Source organism: Microcoleus sp. B9-D4, assembly GCF_036705105.1.
Lineage (GTDB): Bacteria > Cyanobacteriota > Cyanobacteriia > Cyanobacteriales > Microcoleaceae > Microcoleus.
Window position 1 is genome coordinate 121,594 of record NZ_JAUBTS010000011.1, and the last position, 17,119, is coordinate 138,712.

Genomic DNA, 17,119 nt, shown 5'->3' on the forward strand with positions numbered 1-17,119 from the left:
AGCCTTGTCTAATATGTCTTTCAACTTGCTTGTCACCCCGTCAGGAAAGTGCCTGAAACAATCTGCTCAGTACCAGTTAAATCCGTAGGGCTATTTCATTCTGAACAAGATTTTGAGTGCCTTAAGATTAAAGCCAGCACTTCGTTGCGCTTGAGCCACATTATTAAAACGCTTATCTCGGTACAAATTGAGGGTCTAATGGTTTGAGTACACCGATAACAAACTCAGAACTCTGAAATTCTGTTTAACCAGAGGCAAATATTTAGCAGTAACTACTCGATCGATGAAATAGTATTCACAGCGCTCCCAAGGGATGTACTCTGTACTCTGTACTCTGTACTCTGTACTCTACTTTGCAACTTGGTAAGCTTCCAAGACAGTTGAGCAAGTTCTTTCCAGGGCATCGTTCCACCCCAGTGACTTCCCGCTGTTCTAGTTTCGATCGCCTGAAGGTAGCGCCGTCGGTGTTGCTCCATCCAGGCAAACGCTTCATGAATCCTCTTATTTAAGATTTCTCCACTCTTGTTCATTTTTCAACACAGATGCCCAAAAAAATTGGGTTCCGTAAGCGTCCGCAGCATCTTTATCTTCTTGTCGATCGCCAATCATGATGCAGTCTTCGGGTTCTGCCAGCGATCGGGATGCCAACAACAACATTCCGTATCCCGGTTTCCGGCACGATATCTTTGTGCCATCACCGGACAACGGCGCACTGAATTCGATCGGTTCATTGCCACGGGAAACTTGGTAGCAACTGTCTCCCCAATTTGGGCAGAAAAATATCTCTGAGATTTGCGGGAATAGATCCAAAGTTATTCGCTGTTCTTCGATTGCTGAAGCCAAACTCTTGTGTCCTGCTGCTACCCCTCCTTGATTGGTGACACCGATAATTACAAATTGTTGACTCAGATGTTCGATCACCTCTTGAACCCCTTCTATGCGTTTCTGGTCTTGGGGTTCGTTAATAAACGTTTTGCCCGACGCGGTTTGTCGGATTGTTCCATCTAAATCTACTAACAATACTTTAGTAGTCATGATTTTGTGTAAAATAAACAACAATTCAATACATCAAAACGAAGTCTTACAGCTTTGTAAATTAATGAAAATTGATGCCACCAGCTTTAAATTTGGCTTCAAATTCAATTGTCTGGGACTGGTTTGAGATAGGAATCGTAGCTTGCGGGGCGCGAACGCGCCATCGCTCTAATGGATTGAAGGGACGATCTGTAGAGTTCAAATTAGCATTAAAGAACTTAGGCTCTGTCATAGTTAGGCTTTCATCAATCTGCAAAGCTTCTTCGGGTTTTGCATTAAAGGAAAAAGGTTTCATAATGTTACAAATCTTGGGTATACGTGGTTTGAGTTTTGAGACAGTGAGCAGCTTTTTGCAATTCTACTCCGAGATACCCGATATGCTCGGTTTGGATGGCAGGCGAGGCAGCAGCAATTTCTCGAACTAACTTGAGTGCGTTTCGCCCAGAGTAATAGCTAACGGCTTTGCCACTGCCCGGAATCTGAGTTACTAAAATCTTTTCACCATGCTCATCACTGGTGAGTTCGATTACGAAGTTACCGGCTGGGTCAAAATAGTCCCGACTTTTGCAAATCCGATCGTAATGAGCAGCGATGACTTGATCGGCAGTCTCGAAAGTATCATCATACAAGTGAGCCGACTGACTCAGCGTCACCAACGGGCCCATCGTCAGATTGTATTTTGACCGCTGGGCGATGGCCTCTCGGATGTGTTGTTGCAGTGCCCGCAGCCCCATCGCATTTGCCGGCCATGCAGCAAACATATCATTGCTGCGGAACGTAGCAGTCAATGAGAGTTCCCCATCCACGACGCGCACCCAGATGTTAGTGAGACACGGACTCCCACTGTGCTCATGGTCAGAGCTACCGTCCGATCGTCTGCTGAAGTTGCCGCCAGAATCCCAGAGATTGATAACGGCGCTGGCAGCATCAATCTCGTTGATGAGTTTGGCAATGACCTGCTCGATTTGGTCACGTCCAAACCATGACCGCATCCGTTGCCCGTAGCTGTACTTGATTCCCTCGTGATATGGGGCATCTTCCAGAATCTGCGGGATGTACTCGGACAGAAAGGGGCGATCGATCGGCAAATAGTTCGGCTCCGGGAAGAAGAATTCGGGCGGTTCGTCGGTCACTACTGCCATCAAATCAATCAGTTCTTGCCACTGTCCGTCATAGCCGGTTGGTCGCAATGTGCCAGTCGTTTTGATGCGGTGGATGATTTTTACCCAAGTTTCGGCGATAGTTTTGCCTTCGATTCTATGCCCGTACCTCTGCCCTGGGAGTACCGTCGGCAAGTTCTCCACCAGCGGGAATCGTCGGTGTTGCCCACTCCGGCTTCTCGCCCAACTTCGCTAACTCTTTGGCGAGAGTGACTGCTTCAGTAATGCTTGTGGTTTCATGACATTCGATCGATTCCCGTAACTGTTGCAGATTCTCGAACGGTATTTCGATGTCGATGTATCCAACTACATCTGAGGTGATTTTCCAACAGTCAGAATCGTTTTCGCTTTTGTTGCATTCAAAGCCTTGTCGAAAGAAATCCAACAAACATTGAGCTGCGCCTGAATTCTTATCTTCCCTCGTAGCATTCACAACTATTAAAAACCGGATATGTGGATTCCATAATAGGTTTCGTACCAAGAAATTGATACCGCGTGTTGCTGAGTAGAGTTGTCCGTAGCTTGCGGGGCGGGACGCCATCGCTCCATACTCATCCTCTTCCAGTTTCTTTTTCACTGTGCTTTTCAGTGTCCAGCCCGTTACTATGGCTGTCTGTCCTGTTCCACAAAATACCTGATTCGGTTTATATAGCGGTTTGTAATATCTTTCCATTTTCTTACCCACTTCTACCAAATTGTTATAATTTTATGCAGCAAATACAGTAGAATTACCCTATAATATAACACTAAGCTAGAGGTTTTGTCATGCCCAACAAATCTCAACTTTGGACACTACAACCGCAGATGAATCGGAACAAGACTTTGCTAATGTTCGAGAAAATTAACAAAGAGCTGTTGGCAAGGATAAGAGAAGATGTGAATTATCGAATGCCATCCGGGTATATAAGCTGGCAAGTGTTGAGTCAGATAATTGCGATCGGATTAAGTACGTGTGATTTGGAATATGCAAAAGTTGACATCTCAGCGTTTATCCACAGCTACCGAATCGCACTCTGGTTTGCTCACAAAGCGCCGATATATTGTCTAACCCATGAATTGATTGAAGCTTTCGATCAAACTGACGCTCTCCATAAGCCAGGGGTTTTATGCGGATGGCAGCCGTCGTTACCTAGTTTTTTGCTAGCCCTACCCAAAGGAGCCATTTATGCACCTGATGGAGCTTCGATCGATTATTTAACAGTTAGTTGTAGTGATTTCAATCATCCAGAATGGAATTCAGCTAAATGGAGAAATTTTACGATCGAGCCTTTTAAACTAAAATATACTCTATATTTCCAATTTTCCACTGTGGATTCTCAAGAAACTGTGTGGACTTCTGGGACTGCAATCGACGAAGGGGGAAATACGTTGATTTATGATGAAAACTCCAATATAGGACGAAACACACTCACTCCTGAAGATAGAGTTTTCATCCACCGTTTAAGAAATCTTATCATCAATATTCTTTTAAGTCTTGAATTTCTTCCAGAGCTGGTTTCTGATATAGACAAGAAAGATTTAGCAATTACTAAAGGATTCGGGAAAACTTTAAAAAAATCTAAGGCGATCGATCGATTTCCTCGCTGGCTAGGCAAAGATTTCTCCATCAAACAATCAGCATCTTTAGAACAAGCTGAAAAAATTATTGAACCTAATGAAGAAAACCTAGAAGAACAAACAGACAATGGGAATAGAGAAATAAAGAGAATTCATTCGTCACCGATTGCACATTGGAGACGCGGACACTGGAGAGTTTTGGAGACGGGTGGAGGTAAACGGTGGAAGAACGCTAAGAGAATATGGATAAAACCCATCTATGTAAATTTTTAAAACCATCGAATTGATCGGAATTTACTGATGACAAAAAGCCCTACAGCTCGTTTAAAATAAAGCTTTAGGGTTTTGTGAGATGGAAATAATTAAAGGAAGTGTCTACAAAGCGGAATTAGGGTTTGTATACGATGGAGATACTTTCAATCTGAAATTACTCTCTGCAACAGGCACGGAGAGTCAATCTATCATCTGTCGATCGCAATGGATTGATACCCCAGAATCTCAGAAACCCGGTAAAACTAGCACTGACCCGCTGATTCTTAAGCATTGGGAATGGGCAGAAAAAGCCAAATTAGCTCTAAGGAATCTGCTTCAAAACCGAGCGCTAATTGCTATTCCCTATGAGCTAGATCAATACCAAAGATGGGTTTGTGATGTTTACCTGGACAATCTACTTGTCTCTAGCAATGTCCAAGTCAAACTCGCTCAATCTGGTTTAGCCGCTTCTCGCTTGCCTTTCAATCGTCATATATACAACGTGAGAGAAACGACAGTGTTGCGATCGATAATAGCGGGTGCAGCGACAGCAAATAGGAAAAGAGTCGGATTGTGGAAAGAAGCCAACATGATTTTGCCCTATGAATTTAAGAAGTTATCACTCTAGCACTCAAACAGTGTAAGGGTTTGACACAGTACATTTAATTACACCTAAGAGGAGGAAAGTGAAATGAGTAGAACATTTGCCGAAAGAATTATTGAGTATATGGAACAGCAAAATTATGAAATTTCGCGAGGTCGATCGGAGAAAAACATAATCTATGTAGAAGGGGCAAACACTGATGGAACGGAAAATGACGATCGACCCAATTACTTCAATGATCTCAGGATAATTATTGCGTTCAATGACAAGTTCCAACCCGTCATCGAAGGTATTTGGGAAGCCACGACGGAACCTGGGTATTACTACACTGACAATCCCATGAACCCCAAAGGAGCCGCCAGAATTGCCTTTGGACAGTATCGGGCTTGGCAAGTCGGACTCCACGGCTACTCTGACCCTCACGAAGCTCTTGTCCAGGTCGGACTTGTCAAAGTGCACCGGGATTGGAATCGGGACATGATGCGAACCGGAGATGCGATCGATGAAGGTTATTTTGGCATCAATCAACATCACGGTTGGGGACATCCGGTGAATGATATTCATACCGCATCGGCTGGGTGCTTGGTTGGTAGAACTATCTCAGGACATGAAAACTTTATGCGGAGAGTTACAGCAGACCCGCGATATATTGCTGATACAAATTTTGTATTCACAACAACTATTATTCCGGGCAATAAACTGTAATCTATGGAAAAATGAAACAAGAAACTCTTGATTATATTGCTAGTTCGATCGGTGTTACAGCTATCGTTTCAACCTATATTTTCTGGCTCGCTTCTCGACAAATCAAGGATAAGTTAGTTCATAGAATTGATTTATTCACTTATGACTTAACTAAAAAACAAGAGAATGACCAGATTGCTATCGGTTATAAAATCCGCCGTTGGCAAGATACAAATAGACTTCGATCGATTACTTTGGAATGCCGAATTGATAATATTGAACAAAAATTAGACATTCCTTCTTGTAACATCATTGAAACGATCGAGAATGAATTTGAAGATACAGACTAATCATTTTAGCTCACTCATAGGAACAATGAAACTAAGATTTAGAGAACCAACTCAATACCAATTAGATACTATTTCAACTATTTTGGGAGCTGTTGCAGGTATCGCAGAACTTCTTGTAGCCTCCAAACGGATTAGTAACGAAGATGGTCAACTTATTGCTGGTCTTGCATTAATTGCTTGGGGCTTTTTTAGTAATAAACCGCCTCGCATTCCTCAACTCAGACGAGACAACGAACCCAATGAATTATTCAATGAACTGAAAGAGGAAAAATACGATTAGTAATCCAACTAACACACCCAGCAAGAAAATTGCTAACTGATTCATAAATCTCATAGTATAATGACAACTTAAAATGATTTTACTATGAGATTTACTTTTGGGTTATTATGGATTATTAATTTTATCCGATATAACCTTTGTTGTTGCAACGGCTCCACCAACCAAACCTATGATTAGTCCAGCGGTAAAAGTGTCTGCTGGATTTACTGCTTTTGTCCGTTTCCGTTCTTCACTTGCTTGGTGTGCTTGTTCTTTTAATTTATCTATTATCCCTGGTACAACTTCAAGAGTTGTTAATATTGATGCTGTTAATGTCCCTGCCAAAAATACTGATTCGCTTGGGGTTAATTTACGCATTTGCTCTCCTAGTTTTGTTTGATTGATGAACGATCGATAAACAATTAATTGAGGATTAATTGAGAATTAATTGGAGTTACTTCTTTTCCAAGTAATCCTTATATCGAGCAATCAGAGAAGGTGTACCATATTTCATTACTATGTACTGAAAACACTTTTTACCTACATCTGAATAACTTCGAGGCTTCTTCCTTCCTTGGGTAAAACCCAAACCCATTTGTATGAGTTTGCTGGGACTTTTATATTTATCAGATAATTCCAAAATGCGCTCAAAAACTGCTGTTTCTGACTCATTTGGCAGTAATCTTGCGAAATCTTCCGCATCCCAGATTACTGGATAATCCTCTCTGGGTAAAAGTTTTGGAGTTATATCGCCTGTGATAAGGTTATCCACAGGTGATAATTCTTCGCCTGAGTTATCGGGTAAATTATCGGGTAAATTATCGGACTTTTTGCTGGTTTGCGATCGATGTAATTCTATTTGTTTATCGAGTTCTTCTGGCGTTGATTCGGCTAACCAATAATCCCAAGCTACCGACTGATTTAATGCCCGATTTAGTCGATCGATATCTGATTCTGTATCTAATTCTGTCTCTAATTTTACCTCAGTTTCCGTGCTTTGTAAATCCAGTTTAATATCAGATTTGTTTTGAGTTTCCGAACTACTGATAATTTGACTTTCTGAATGAGGATTGTCTAAAGGAAAGGCATTAAATAATTCATAAACCCATTCAGGACGTATCCAATAAGGAGCGATGGAAACGGCTAAATCTTTGATGCACTCTCCCTCTTCATCTTTGATACCAGAAATAGTGCCTTTGAAGAGTGGTTGATATTTACTGTCCGATCGTAACTGAAGTTTAATCACTCCTGAATTGACAGATTTACTGAAACCATCACCCCCGCCAAAAGCAGCATTAGTATCATTGTGAGCAATAAAGATAGGCGCTTCTTTACCTTTGCGAGGGTCGCCAACAACTTTTCTGGTTAATTTGCTGGCAGGTTCCGCCGTACCTTCTTCAAAGCCATATTGTGTCATCTCATCAAAGATAGAAGTTAGCCAATCGTCCTTTAGAGTTCTGACTTTGAATCGATCGTACATGGCGTTAAGTTGTTGACCAACTTCATCAAAGTTTTGATTTGCGCCGTAGCCGGGAACGCCTAACTTAACCAGAGTTTTCCAGCATTCATCATAATTTTGGTGAAAGTGAGGGTCAGCGATCGAAATGATTTTGTGACCATACAAATAATGCCGGCACAGTGCTAAAAAAGCTCCGAAGTAACTTTTAAAGCTACCCATATCCCCATAAATTAGGAGGGGTTTGTGCATCAGTTGCCCAATCCATCCACCTTCATGCTCCTCAATCAATTTGATTAACTTCGATCGGACAGCAGCTATATACTCCGCTCTTTTCTCTTCTGCTGTTTTCTCTTTTGCCACACCACCAGCCACACCACCAGGCACACTATCAACAACAGAATCAGAAACGGAATCTGTTTCTGTTTCTGACTGAGAATCAGAAACAGTTTTTGTTTCTGTTGTTGGGGGTTGTGAAGTTTGGAGAAGATGCTGAAGAATTTCAGGGTGATCGTGAGCCATGACTCGGACAAAATTCTGCTGAGTCTCCGCTCTGTAGACCTCAACTGAGGCATCAGCCCGAAGCTTCTCTTTGACCACTACCTCCTCAACCAGGACATCGGTGAGTGCGGAGTTAACAGCAGCATCAAGCGCCCGCTGTTTCAGTCGCTGCTCAAATTCCCAAAGCTCTTGCTGTTCCAATATTTGCTTTTTTTTCTGGCTGTCGTGCCAGCCAAAATATCCGCAGCCGATCGCAGCGAGAGAGCTTGCTTGCCGAACTCCCACCCAGCGATCGAACGGAAGCGGCATCAATGCCAACCCCAAACAGCAAAATGCTCCAAAGAATGATCCCACCGTGACCCTGTTACTCATGGACTTCTACCCCTTACTACCCGATGCCCAATACCCAAAATCCAATGCCCGATGCCCTATGACTGATGCCCTATGACTGATGCCCGATGACTGATGCCCGATGACTGATGCCCGATGACTGATGCCCGCTGGCTGGAAATATCCCGGCAAGGGACTAAGCGAATACAGCCGTACCAGCCGGGATGAAAGTGCTATTTACTACCAGCACCAATGATCCACATGGAGAGAAGGACAAAAGCAATGATCGCCAAACCATGTTGCCAGGTCAGCAGATAATACAAATCCCAGAAGCAGAGAATGCCTCCGATCGCCAATGCAGCACCGCCCGTCCGCCACAGTCCGACATAGGTGCGATCGGTTGGCGACATGAAAAACAGACTGAGAGAGCCGATGACGATCGCCCCGATTCCTAAGAAAAGATGCGATTTCGAGAGCCGGAATAAATTTGCAATGCCGATGCCGATGGAGACATTCACTACCAAAAATTGCCAGTTGTTGACATTCTTAAGGCGTTTCAGTTCGGCTGACGGCTTAAAAACGGGTACTTCTTTCGGTGGCTGTGGTTGTACAGCAGGCTTCGGGTTTTGTGGTAATTGTGGAGTTTGTAAAAACATGGTTGGTGCATTTATTGAAGGTTTTGCCGTAGAGCAGACAACAATTGGGACAAATCTCGATATTCTGTATTGCCGAAGTTTCAGCAACTACTAAATGCCCAAAACTGTTGGGTAGTTTTATCCCCGGTTGATGGTCATCTGTCGTTACCCAGCCTGTGTTTTTGCTAGCAGTAGCGCTTTTAGTAACATCGATCGAGCTAACGACTTTGAAAACTTGACGCTTTGAAATAATCAAGTTTCACCTCTGAAAAAATTAGTAAATCTTGAGAAACCACGATTTATCTGCGAAGCAACACCATTAACTTTGCCTGCGATATCCCCTGACCAATTAACCGCCAAATTGATTGAATCCTTCGCTCTGCCTGTTGCCGATCGTTGTACTGCCGTAGCTTGCGGGGCGGAACGCCATCGTTGTGTAGCTGAACCTGAAGCTGAAACAAATTGAGGTTGAGAGTAATTGGACTGACTAATTTGGAGTGGAGAAGAAGTCGAACCGCCGAGAGCTGGATGGCTCAAGCCATGAGTACCGTGTTTCAAACCGTATGCAGCTTGCTTATAGATATTGGTTTCTTCTTCTTTCCATTTTGCTAATTCAGCAGCAAACTCTGGATTTCCTTGCATCTTTAGACTGGCTGCGTCAACTTCGGCAACTTTCTTGGCGATCGCAGCAATTACCGTGTTGTCCCAGAAAAGCTTATCTTGTACAGTTTCCCCTGTGAATTGTTCTTGCTTTTTGGTCAGTCGATAATCTTCGACTTCTACTGTTGCGCCATACTTCGCACGAGCAACGGCAACATCTATTTGAGCTTTCTTGATTTTCTCAGCGCCTTTATAGCCTGCTTCCATCAGCCAAGCTTGAAATTCACGGAAACAGATTTGTGCGTCAATGAGTAGCTTGAACTTCTCTTTGATTTCGGTGATGTGGTCAAGGAACCATTTGGCTTGGATTGCCCGATCGCCGATCGCAGCCCAGCCCTGGGGAGTGAGTTGGTTCAAGTTAGCAGTTGTGATGTTGAAAAGTTCATCCAACATCTGCTCCCCTTCAGCATCAAGAGCTCCACCGACTAGGGTTGAAAGAAGGTAAGTCAATACGTCTTGTTCTTGATCGAGTTGTTGTTGCATTGTTTTTCCTCTTAATTGAGATTAATCCAGTTTTTTGCATCAGCTAAATCTGTATCAGATTCTTCATCGTCATACTCCATAAAATCGTTAATCCACTTTTGCGCTGCTAGGAGGGAGGAAGCAGAGTCATAGGTCATGCCTTGATCGAGAAACCGATACATACCGTCGTAGACATACCAGTTCCATTGTTCGCTCCAGCGTTCATCTCCATCAATGTGAAAGCATCGCAAACGGATAATCAATCCACAGTGCTCATATTCGTCAGAGATTGGTGGATCTATCACCCATTCTGTGATTGCACCTTTGAGTTTTAGGTAGATCAACAACTGTTTGGTGAATGATAGAACGATCGAATCTGGGAGTAAATTCAGAATTTGTTTGAGATTCTTACGCATTTCAGTTTCTAGTTGATGAGCGTTTGTGATGAATGAAGAAAAGGTCAATATCATTAATCAATCTTTGAGCAATAACGAGAGCATCATCTCGACTACCAGCACTTCCTTCTTCTATCACGGTTTCTCGACAATCCCGGATGTACCAGTAACAATGAAATTTATCGTTAATTTTCCAGCTTTGAATACTTATCCATAGACCTAAGTATTCATGGTCTTTGGATTGAATTTCAGTTACTTGAAAATATCCCGATCTACTCTTCAAATGACTCGATAAAACTTCGGCAACGTGGCTAACGATCCTCTGCGAGGGCTGCGCTAACGACTCTGGAAACAAACTCAGTATTTCGTCAAGCATGGCTTATCCCAAATAAGTTTTGATTTCAACCGTCTCCCCCGGTTCGGGTCTGGGGAGCTGATTTTCAACTTCTTTCAGCGCCCGAATCGCGCAGACTTCAGTATCGCCGTAAACTGTAAAAACTTTGGTTGGGTGACGGCTGCTTCTCACGTAAACTTTTCGAGAATGTGTATTGGCAACTTTCGCTGTTCCGAATAACCAACCAAACATCTATTTCTTCCTCTTGTTTCTAATTAATTTCATCATCCTCGCCCATAAAATTATCAGTCCATGCCATAGCTAAATCATAGGCATCATTTTCAGTTTTTGCTGTACCAGTTTTGAGAATGTTGACACCTTCCCCGTCGTAGATAAACCAATCCCAATCCCAATAATCTAGTCGAGCTTTGGGAGTAACTTTGATTTGTATGCCTAAGTAGCGAGAGGGTTTCCCTTGCTCTGATTTATTCCACCCAATCATTTCTCGTTGCTGCAAATTTCTTACGACTTCATTATGCAACTGACGAAGAATGTCTATTGGTACCAAGTTCAACATTTTTTGAATCATTGTTAATTTCCTAGTTAATTTCCTACAACTATTTGAACGATCGTCAAAATCATCACAACCACAACCTCTCTTTATTCAACCTCTCTTTATCAGCAACACCATCATCTTCAGAATCAGCATCACCCTCTTGTTCTTGGAGACTGATGAAAAAATCACTTGAGGCGCTAATTTGGGTTCTGGGGTCAGAGACTCGTTGAACGGTGAGGATTGTCCCCTTTATTTCGACAATTTGATAGACAAACCCTCGATCGATCGCTTGTTTGGCAGTGGTTGCCATGTAACGGGGACAGACAAAATCTCCTAATTCTAAAGGTTCACCATTCAAAGATTTTGGAATGTCTGAAGTTTCAGATTGTGCAATTTCGTCAAATTCGTATTGATTCATTGGGGTTTTTCCGATGATTACTCATGTAGAGTTCTCGACCTTCTAGAAAATCCACTGCCCAGGTTTGAGCTAAAGCAGCAGCTTCATCTTTGGTATCGCCCACACCATCATTCAGCATTCCTTGTCCAAACCCGTCGTAGACATTCCATCTCCACAGTTCGAGATTTCCCCCCAGGAATAAGGAATAGGAAGAGAAAAACTCTAGTTGGATTTGCAATCCTGCGTAGTAATAGAATCCTGGTAACAAACTTTCTTCATCACCATCGAAGTTTTGGAAAACTTTGTTAGTCAAAGTTCGTGAAACTTTGATTAGTCTATTTTCCCGGTGAAGTTTCTTAGCTAACTGTTGCTGCCACTTTTTGAAAAATAACATTGACTTACCTAAAATAAGAAATTGAACAAGTACATAGAAGCAGAAACTGCGAAAACAAAATAAGCCAGATTGACGAGTACCGCCATAGTGTATACCATGATTTGAATCATCTTCAGTCTCAGGGGAGTGACCCGAAACCATTCGGTATACCCATCCAAGTTTTTGCCCTCCGAGTTTCTTGTCTTACGCAATTCGTTGTGAGCCGAGAAGATATAGTGCAGCAAATCCTCCGTCACCTTCATGTTCATCGTGAATGCGATCGCCTTGATTTCCAACTCACTCTCATATTCCCGTGAGAGAAAATATCTGCGTGTTCTCGGTGTCCGGCTCAAGCCAATTTTACAGAATGTCGTACCTTGAATTAGTATTGCTAGTCTTTCCCGTTTTTCTCTGAGTGCTTGACGAACAGCTTCGGGTTTTGTTGACGGATCATAGAATGCGTAAACAAAGCCGGGTCTGTAATGGCTCTGTTGCTTTTTCTTTTTGACCTCCACTTCCTGATAAGAATGATAGATTTTCAACCGAGGTTTGGTGGTAAGTTTCGCTGCCAGATTTGGTGAAATTTGGCGTAGCCCTCGTTGCAAAATTTGTCTGAACATTACTGGTTTCCTCGTATGGAGGTAAGTATTGTGTGAAGTCTCTCAAGTTCTTCTGGTGTTAGATTCAGAGGGGTAATGCCGAAAATATCCTCCAGAATCTCATTTGAGCAAAACCTCTGTTTGTCTATCAACCATGATTTGCTGACTTCAAAGATTTCTGCAAATTGTTCGATTTCTTGGGCAGAAACAGAAACGGTATCTGCTTCTATTGCCTGTATTCGATCGATCGAAACATTTAGCATTCTCGCTACCTGAGCCGGAGACAGCCCCGCCAGTTTACGAGCTCCACAGATGCGGTTTACGAGTGTTTGACTCATATTAAGTCCTATCTGAGGGTTTTTTTTAGGCAAGCTATTTCATGCTGCAACAATGCAATTTCTTGACCCGAAAGCTTTTTCATTCGCGGGTTCAAACTCCGAATGTCCATTTGAGCATTGAACCGAGTATCAAAATCAGAGGATGTTAGTTGAACGTCGAGAACTGCCATTTTTGCTCTGCTTTCGGTGAGTTCTGCTTGAATTTGTTCAAGCGTCATGTCTGTTACTTTTTTGACCTCGACTTTAGGAACCCTCACTTTTCTTTTAGTTTTTGGCAGTGGCTCTGGCAGTGGAGGAAGCTCGTCTAAATCTAGGTTCAAATCGGGGTCAAAATTGGTATGACCGATAGATTGAGGCCTGAGCATTGTATGACGTTCAGCAAGGAGTTGAGCGGTAATTTGCTGTGACAGACTTTCATTGCGTTCACTTAGTGCCAGAAGTTGCTCGGTGATTTTCAGTCTGACTGACAGCTTTTTTTCAGTTTCTAGCGATCGTCTCAAATTCTCCTTGGCTGCTAGATTATTGATACTTTCAGCAATACTTTCCTCATAACTCATTGTTGCTGGGTCGGGTAATGATGAACTAGACATAGTTTGTTTCATTTCCTGGCTCACTTATGGCTGTTATTGCTGTTGTTGCTGCCAATCGAAGGGGAGATGTGGTAGGTTTTGGAATTATATTGGTTGCCGTGGACAATCGTTGGACGTGCTTCTTTGCCACCCTGTTGATATCCTGTGTGGTAGCAAAATGCCCCGAACCCGACAACAAGCGCGGGTACAGCTCCACAGAATAGAGAACCTAGCATTACTCCTTGATCGCCTGGTCTATCCGCTTCTCCTGAGCCGTCAGCATTTCGTCTATCTTGCTCTGTTTCTCCGTTATTTCCTTCACCTTGTCCTCCATATTGAGCCAATTTAGTATCTGTTGATTTTGAAGGATTAACAGAGACATTTTCCCTTGCATCTGAAGAAGTAACAAGACTATTAGTAGATTGGCTGCCATTATTGAAATCAGCAGTATTTCCATCTCTTTGCTTTTTCATGAATTTCCTTGAATTTTAACTAAATTTGGTCGCTCTGTAACAGAAACTTAAATCAGAAATCAAGGTTGTAGGTTTTTCAATCCTTCTGTCCACAATCTAATTTGTTCAAGTTCTTCGGCGGTTGGAAAATTGCATTCATGATTTTGCTGCTCAGTCTCGAACCGATAACAGGTTTCTGGGTAAGAGCAGTGCCTACCTCCGACGCAATTGGGGGGGATTTCTCTTTCCTGTGGTTTGCAGAGTTGCAGATTTTCGTCAACGGGTTCAAGTTGTCGGGCGCGTAGCTTGCGGGCGCGTAGCGCATCGCCTAAAGTTAAATCCAAGTCCTTCACTTGGCACAGTTGTAAGCATTTTTTATCAGCACTATAGACATCAACTCTATGGCCTGGATGCCAATCGTAAACTTGGTCAGAAGTAATAGGAATCATTTAGCACACTCCTGTCATGAAAACGGCTGTCGAGCTGATGGGATATGGCGTAGTTGGAGCATTGAAAATTGACAGCAACCATTGAAACATTACTCTTTTCTCCTTTTCTGATTCTGAAATAGTTGATGAAATAGTTGATGAAATAGTTGATGAAGTTGATGATATTGATGAATCGGGATGAGAAGAGGAAGGAGAGGAAGAAAGCAAGCTCGAATAGATAACTAAGGTAGTGAGTAGTTTTTCTTTCTGAGCACTACGAGCTTGCTCTTCCAGAACTAACCGTGAGCTATAAGCTTGGGCTAGTTTTAGGCAGGAATCAATTAGCCCCAAAGTCCAGTGAGCTGTTTCGGTTGCTGTTTTTTTCCCGGTAAACTCCCGCCACGCAAATCTAAAGGAGTCGATCGAATAGATTCAGTGATAGAACCAAAATTTGCTCGAATTTTAGTGGCTCTGTCTTGAAGTTTGTCCACTACATTTGCGCCCAGGGCAATGCAAAAAGTATCAACTATTTGTTCCGATGCTGCATCAGCAACATCCGTCATTGCTAAGCTAGCTTCTTGAGTGAGCGATCGAATAGCAAGTACCATTCCATTGGTTTCTTCTTGACCGTCGCGGTGTTCGCTATGATCGATCACACTTTCATCAATTTGATCATTCTGATATTCACTGCTGCCAGTTCGGTTGCTGGCAATTTGTAGCAATGCTTCCGACGGGATAATCATTTGTTCGCGAACAAGTCGGTAATATTCAGTCACTTCGAGAGCATCAGCGTCTACAACCTGAGAGTTCTGCCAATCTCTCTGACCCAGCGCTTTACGGACATTGGTGATGTCGCTAACTTTGCCCAGACCGAGTTCAGCCTTAAGTTCGATTCTTGAAATACTCATCTGTGTTGATTCCTATGTTTTGTAAGTAATTACGGGTTTTGTCGATATCTCGATCGCAGCTCAAGAAGATTTCTTCTAGCTGAACCAGACACCATTTTGAGAAATCCGAGAATTTGCGACTATATAGCGATCGATCAATTTCTGGGCATTCTTCCTCAAGCAGTGCCAATCTTCGTTTAAAAGTTGCTTCTGCCATTGGCTTATTCGTTTTGTGGGAAATCTTGCCCAGTTCTGCCCTTAACTCCGATCGCGTCCAGAAATTGCGCCTACCCGATTCTTCCGTAACTTGCGCTGTTATTGTCTTTCGGCGTTTCATGTCTTTGTATGAGCTACTTTAGGGATAGCTGCCGCTGTCTTTCAAGTAGCTCGCAGTCAGAGAAAAAAAACTATCTATCGTCCCGTCCGCTTCTTTTTGGGACTGCTGGCGAGCGGGTTTTTAGCTTTGGGGTAAGTTTTCGTTGCGTCCCAGTAGCCATATTCCCGTGCTCGGTCAAACACTTTACGAGCTGCTTCTTGAGGTGTCTTGCCGAAACCTCTGACAATGCAGTTGGGGTTGAACGAACGTTCAACCACAACTAGATGCTGTTGCTGTAACATAATGCTGTCTCCTAGTGCCGTCTCGTGGCATTGGTGGAAAGTCTGGTGAACGTGTTGACGCACGTTTACCAGGCGTTTTTGCACTGTAACACTAAATTAGTGTTACGTCAAGAAAAACTTAGAAACTTTCTAGGTTTTCCATTATCCTGATTGGAGTAGTCAAAGGATTTTATGGGATTTTATGGAATTTCATGGCAAAAAGTAGGGATAGTCGCGATCGCATATCAGTGACATTTGATGTGGGCGGATTGCGGGAGCGCTTAAAAGCTCAGGCGATCGAACCGAATCAGTCACTGGCATCGATCGTCCGCATGGCTCTGATCGAATGGCTTGATCAGCAGGAAGCTGCCCAATCTGAAGAATCTCAAAATTCTGAGAATTCTCACAAAACTGATTAAATTGATATATTCAGCTATTGAAAATGCTAAAAGTCTATATCCCGTCTGGATTACAACTAAATCAAAACTACTTTGGGGTCGTAGTACAAGCCCCAGAAACAAGAATCCTTTTCTGTTTCTGACCTCTTTCACCCATTTGTCGAGCCTTCTAGTCTATTTATCGTGAGTTACAGAAACACGTTTCTCTGTTTTTCGGAAACAAAGCGTGTTTCTCTGTTTCTGAGAAAGTTGCAGAGAAGTTTAGGGGACTGGTGGCGAGGGAAGCAGCAGCCCTGAAATGGCGGCCCTGAAATGGCGGCCCTGAAATGGCGCATTTGGCTGGGCGAACGTTTAAGTGGGTTTGAAAAAAACTGGGGGTTCCAATCTGTCGGGCGGAACAAAAATTACTGTTTGATCGACGACATGAAAAGTGGCAAGCTGAGCATAAAGATGAGCCAATTTTTACGAGCGCTGGAGGAGGTACGATCGACTGCAAAAATTTCTGAAATTCCTATTCCACTTTTACTCATCTAAACATTGACCCGCAGTATTGCTAGGACAAAATTTTGTCGCTATAGTCGTGTCAGAATCTCTCTTGAAACTCTTAACCACCAACTTAAAAATGGTGAAGTTCGCCGTCATGATGATTGATTAAATGTTTAATAACATTGTCTTTAATCATGTTTCTCCGAACCATTTCTATGAGCAATATCTGCGCTTCTTCAGCAGAAAGTGATTGAGTCTCATCCGAATAAACTTTGAGTTTAAATTGCTGTTCAACCGTAAGTTCAGTTGAAAGCTTATTCGATTGATTTTCATCTTCCCCTGTTCTTTCATTGGTCATAATCTCT

General features: G+C 42.8%; 30 protein-coding genes. 7 read left to right on the top strand and 23 right to left on the bottom strand.

Annotation, left to right across the window (positions count from 1 at the left end; genetic code table 11):
* Window positions 1-295 precede the first annotated feature (295 nt).
* The 5 genes from QUB24_RS09765 to QUB24_RS09785 all read right to left on the bottom strand — a co-directional run bounded on the left by QUB24_RS09765 (window position 296) and on the right by QUB24_RS09785 (window position 2,868).
* Complete coding sequence (locus QUB24_RS09765; protein WP_333152881.1) at window positions 296-493, bottom strand: hypothetical protein; 198 nt, start codon at window positions 491-493, stop codon at window positions 296-298.
* 8 nt (window positions 494-501) lie between these two features.
* The gene (locus tag QUB24_RS09770) at window positions 502-1,035 is read right to left on the bottom strand and encodes an HAD-IIIA family hydrolase (protein ID WP_333152882.1); all 534 of its coding nucleotides are present in this window, start codon (window positions 1,033-1,035) and stop codon (window positions 502-504) included.
* A gap of 61 nt (window positions 1,036-1,096) precedes the next feature.
* Window positions 1,097-1,330, bottom strand: coding sequence for a hypothetical protein (locus QUB24_RS09775; protein ID WP_333152884.1), 234 nt, complete (start codon window positions 1,328-1,330; stop codon window positions 1,097-1,099).
* 4 nt (window positions 1,331-1,334) lie between these two features.
* Window positions 1,335-2,339, bottom strand: a complete 1,005-nt coding sequence (locus QUB24_RS09780; protein ID WP_333152886.1) for a thymidylate synthase — start codon at window positions 2,337-2,339, stop codon at window positions 1,335-1,337.
* Window positions 2,293-2,868 (bottom strand): hypothetical protein, encoded by a 576-nt coding sequence (locus tag QUB24_RS09785; protein WP_333152888.1) that lies wholly within the window; start codon window positions 2,866-2,868, stop codon window positions 2,293-2,295. Before QUB24_RS09785 ends, QUB24_RS09780 begins: the two co-directional genes overlap by 47 nt.
* Window positions 2,869-3,023: 155 nt before the next feature.
* Here QUB24_RS09785 and QUB24_RS09790 point away from each other — a divergent pair, with 155 nt between their 5' ends.
* From QUB24_RS09790 to QUB24_RS09810, 5 genes are all read left to right on the top strand, one after another.
* On the top strand, window positions 3,024-4,025 hold the full coding sequence (locus tag QUB24_RS09790; RefSeq protein WP_333152890.1) for a hypothetical protein: 1,002 nt from the start codon (window positions 3,024-3,026) through the stop codon (window positions 4,023-4,025).
* Window positions 4,026-4,104: 79 nt separating this feature from the next.
* A complete protein-coding gene (locus QUB24_RS09795; RefSeq protein WP_333152892.1) occupies window positions 4,105-4,632 on the top strand; it encodes a thermonuclease family protein in 528 nt (175 codons plus the stop codon).
* Between the two features lie 63 nt (window positions 4,633-4,695).
* Window positions 4,696-5,313, top strand: coding sequence for a hypothetical protein (locus QUB24_RS09800; RefSeq protein WP_333152893.1), 618 nt, complete (start codon window positions 4,696-4,698; stop codon window positions 5,311-5,313).
* 11 nt (window positions 5,314-5,324) lie between these two features.
* Window positions 5,325-5,642 carry a hypothetical protein gene (locus tag QUB24_RS09805; RefSeq protein ID WP_333152896.1) on the top strand — a complete coding sequence of 106 codons (318 nt, stop codon included), beginning with the start codon at window positions 5,325-5,327 and terminating at the stop codon, window positions 5,640-5,642.
* Between the two features lie 25 nt (window positions 5,643-5,667).
* Window positions 5,668-5,922 carry a hypothetical protein gene (locus tag QUB24_RS09810; protein WP_333152898.1) on the top strand — a complete coding sequence of 85 codons (255 nt, stop codon included), beginning with the start codon at window positions 5,668-5,670 and terminating at the stop codon, window positions 5,920-5,922.
* 105 nt (window positions 5,923-6,027) lie between these two features.
* On the opposite strand, the gene QUB24_RS09815 is transcribed toward QUB24_RS09810, so the two are convergent.
* The 5 genes from QUB24_RS09815 to QUB24_RS09835 form a co-directional block, all read right to left on the bottom strand.
* Window positions 6,028-6,279 carry a hypothetical protein gene (locus QUB24_RS09815; protein WP_333152900.1) on the bottom strand — a complete coding sequence of 84 codons (252 nt, stop codon included), beginning with the start codon at window positions 6,277-6,279 and terminating at the stop codon, window positions 6,028-6,030.
* Between the two features lie 76 nt (window positions 6,280-6,355).
* Window positions 6,356-8,230: a hypothetical protein gene (locus QUB24_RS09820; RefSeq protein WP_333152902.1), complete on the bottom strand. Its 1,875-nt coding sequence runs from the start codon at window positions 8,228-8,230 to the stop codon at window positions 6,356-6,358.
* Between the two features lie 191 nt (window positions 8,231-8,421).
* Window positions 8,422-8,844: a hypothetical protein gene (locus tag QUB24_RS09825; protein WP_333152904.1), complete on the bottom strand. Its 423-nt coding sequence runs from the start codon at window positions 8,842-8,844 to the stop codon at window positions 8,422-8,424.
* A 231-nt stretch (window positions 8,845-9,075) separates the two neighbouring features.
* Entirely contained in the window at window positions 9,076-9,966 is an 891-nt protein-coding gene (locus QUB24_RS09830) for a hypothetical protein (RefSeq protein ID WP_333152906.1), read from the bottom strand.
* Window positions 9,967-9,977: 11 nt separating this feature from the next.
* Window positions 9,978-10,361, bottom strand: coding sequence for a hypothetical protein (locus tag QUB24_RS09835; protein WP_333152908.1), 384 nt, complete (start codon window positions 10,359-10,361; stop codon window positions 9,978-9,980).
* A gap of 28 nt (window positions 10,362-10,389) precedes the next feature.
* Here QUB24_RS09835 and QUB24_RS09840 point away from each other — a divergent pair, with 28 nt between their 5' ends.
* Window positions 10,390-10,557, top strand: a complete 168-nt coding sequence (locus QUB24_RS09840; protein ID WP_333152910.1) for a hypothetical protein — start codon at window positions 10,390-10,392, stop codon at window positions 10,555-10,557.
* Window positions 10,558-10,719: 162 nt separating this feature from the next.
* On the opposite strand, the gene QUB24_RS09845 is transcribed toward QUB24_RS09840, so the two are convergent.
* The 12 genes from QUB24_RS09845 to QUB24_RS09900 form a co-directional block, all read right to left on the bottom strand.
* Window positions 10,720-10,926 (bottom strand): hypothetical protein, encoded by a 207-nt coding sequence (locus tag QUB24_RS09845; protein WP_333152912.1) that lies wholly within the window; start codon window positions 10,924-10,926, stop codon window positions 10,720-10,722.
* A gap of 19 nt (window positions 10,927-10,945) precedes the next feature.
* Window positions 10,946-11,263 (bottom strand): hypothetical protein, encoded by a 318-nt coding sequence (locus QUB24_RS09850; protein ID WP_333152914.1) that lies wholly within the window; start codon window positions 11,261-11,263, stop codon window positions 10,946-10,948.
* A gap of 52 nt (window positions 11,264-11,315) precedes the next feature.
* A complete protein-coding gene (locus tag QUB24_RS09855; protein WP_333152916.1) occupies window positions 11,316-11,648 on the bottom strand; it encodes a hypothetical protein in 333 nt (110 codons plus the stop codon).
* The gene (locus QUB24_RS09860; RefSeq protein ID WP_333152918.1) at window positions 11,629-12,021 is read right to left on the bottom strand and encodes a hypothetical protein; all 393 of its coding nucleotides are present in this window, start codon (window positions 12,019-12,021) and stop codon (window positions 11,629-11,631) included. The genes QUB24_RS09855 and QUB24_RS09860 overlap by 20 nt, the downstream gene beginning before the upstream one ends.
* Window positions 12,022-12,029: 8 nt before the next feature.
* Window positions 12,030-12,620: a GIY-YIG nuclease family protein gene (locus tag QUB24_RS09865; RefSeq protein WP_333152920.1), complete on the bottom strand. Its 591-nt coding sequence runs from the start codon at window positions 12,618-12,620 to the stop codon at window positions 12,030-12,032.
* Window positions 12,620-12,937 carry a helix-turn-helix transcriptional regulator gene (locus QUB24_RS09870; protein WP_333152922.1) on the bottom strand — a complete coding sequence of 106 codons (318 nt, stop codon included), beginning with the start codon at window positions 12,935-12,937 and terminating at the stop codon, window positions 12,620-12,622. Before QUB24_RS09870 ends, QUB24_RS09865 begins: the two co-directional genes overlap by 1 nt.
* Window positions 12,938-12,945: 8 nt before the next feature.
* Entirely contained in the window at window positions 12,946-13,527 is a 582-nt protein-coding gene (locus QUB24_RS09875; RefSeq protein ID WP_333152924.1) for a hypothetical protein, read from the bottom strand.
* Between the two features lie 20 nt (window positions 13,528-13,547).
* On the bottom strand, window positions 13,548-13,979 hold the full coding sequence (locus QUB24_RS09880; protein WP_333152926.1) for a hypothetical protein: 432 nt from the start codon (window positions 13,977-13,979) through the stop codon (window positions 13,548-13,550).
* 59 nt (window positions 13,980-14,038) lie between these two features.
* Window positions 14,039-14,407: a hypothetical protein gene (locus QUB24_RS09885; protein ID WP_333152928.1), complete on the bottom strand. Its 369-nt coding sequence runs from the start codon at window positions 14,405-14,407 to the stop codon at window positions 14,039-14,041.
* Window positions 14,408-14,727: 320 nt separating this feature from the next.
* Complete coding sequence (locus QUB24_RS09890; protein ID WP_333152930.1) at window positions 14,728-15,294, bottom strand: hypothetical protein; 567 nt, start codon at window positions 15,292-15,294, stop codon at window positions 14,728-14,730.
* Window positions 15,269-15,610 (bottom strand): hypothetical protein, encoded by a 342-nt coding sequence (locus QUB24_RS09895; RefSeq protein ID WP_333152932.1) that lies wholly within the window; start codon window positions 15,608-15,610, stop codon window positions 15,269-15,271. Before QUB24_RS09895 ends, QUB24_RS09890 begins: the two co-directional genes overlap by 26 nt.
* 74 nt (window positions 15,611-15,684) lie before the next feature.
* Window positions 15,685-15,975, bottom strand: coding sequence for a hypothetical protein (locus tag QUB24_RS09900; protein ID WP_333152933.1), 291 nt, complete (start codon window positions 15,973-15,975; stop codon window positions 15,685-15,687).
* 107 nt (window positions 15,976-16,082) lie between these two features.
* Between QUB24_RS09900 and QUB24_RS09905 the strand changes: the two genes are divergently transcribed.
* Window positions 16,083-16,289, top strand: a complete 207-nt coding sequence (locus QUB24_RS09905; RefSeq protein WP_333152935.1) for a hypothetical protein — start codon at window positions 16,083-16,085, stop codon at window positions 16,287-16,289.
* Window positions 16,290-16,884: 595 nt separating this feature from the next.
* Here the strand turns inward: QUB24_RS09905 and QUB24_RS09910 are convergent.
* Complete coding sequence (locus QUB24_RS09910; protein WP_333152937.1) at window positions 16,885-17,112, bottom strand: NblA/ycf18 family protein; 228 nt, start codon at window positions 17,110-17,112, stop codon at window positions 16,885-16,887.
* Between the last annotated feature and the right edge of the window lie 7 nt (window positions 17,113-17,119).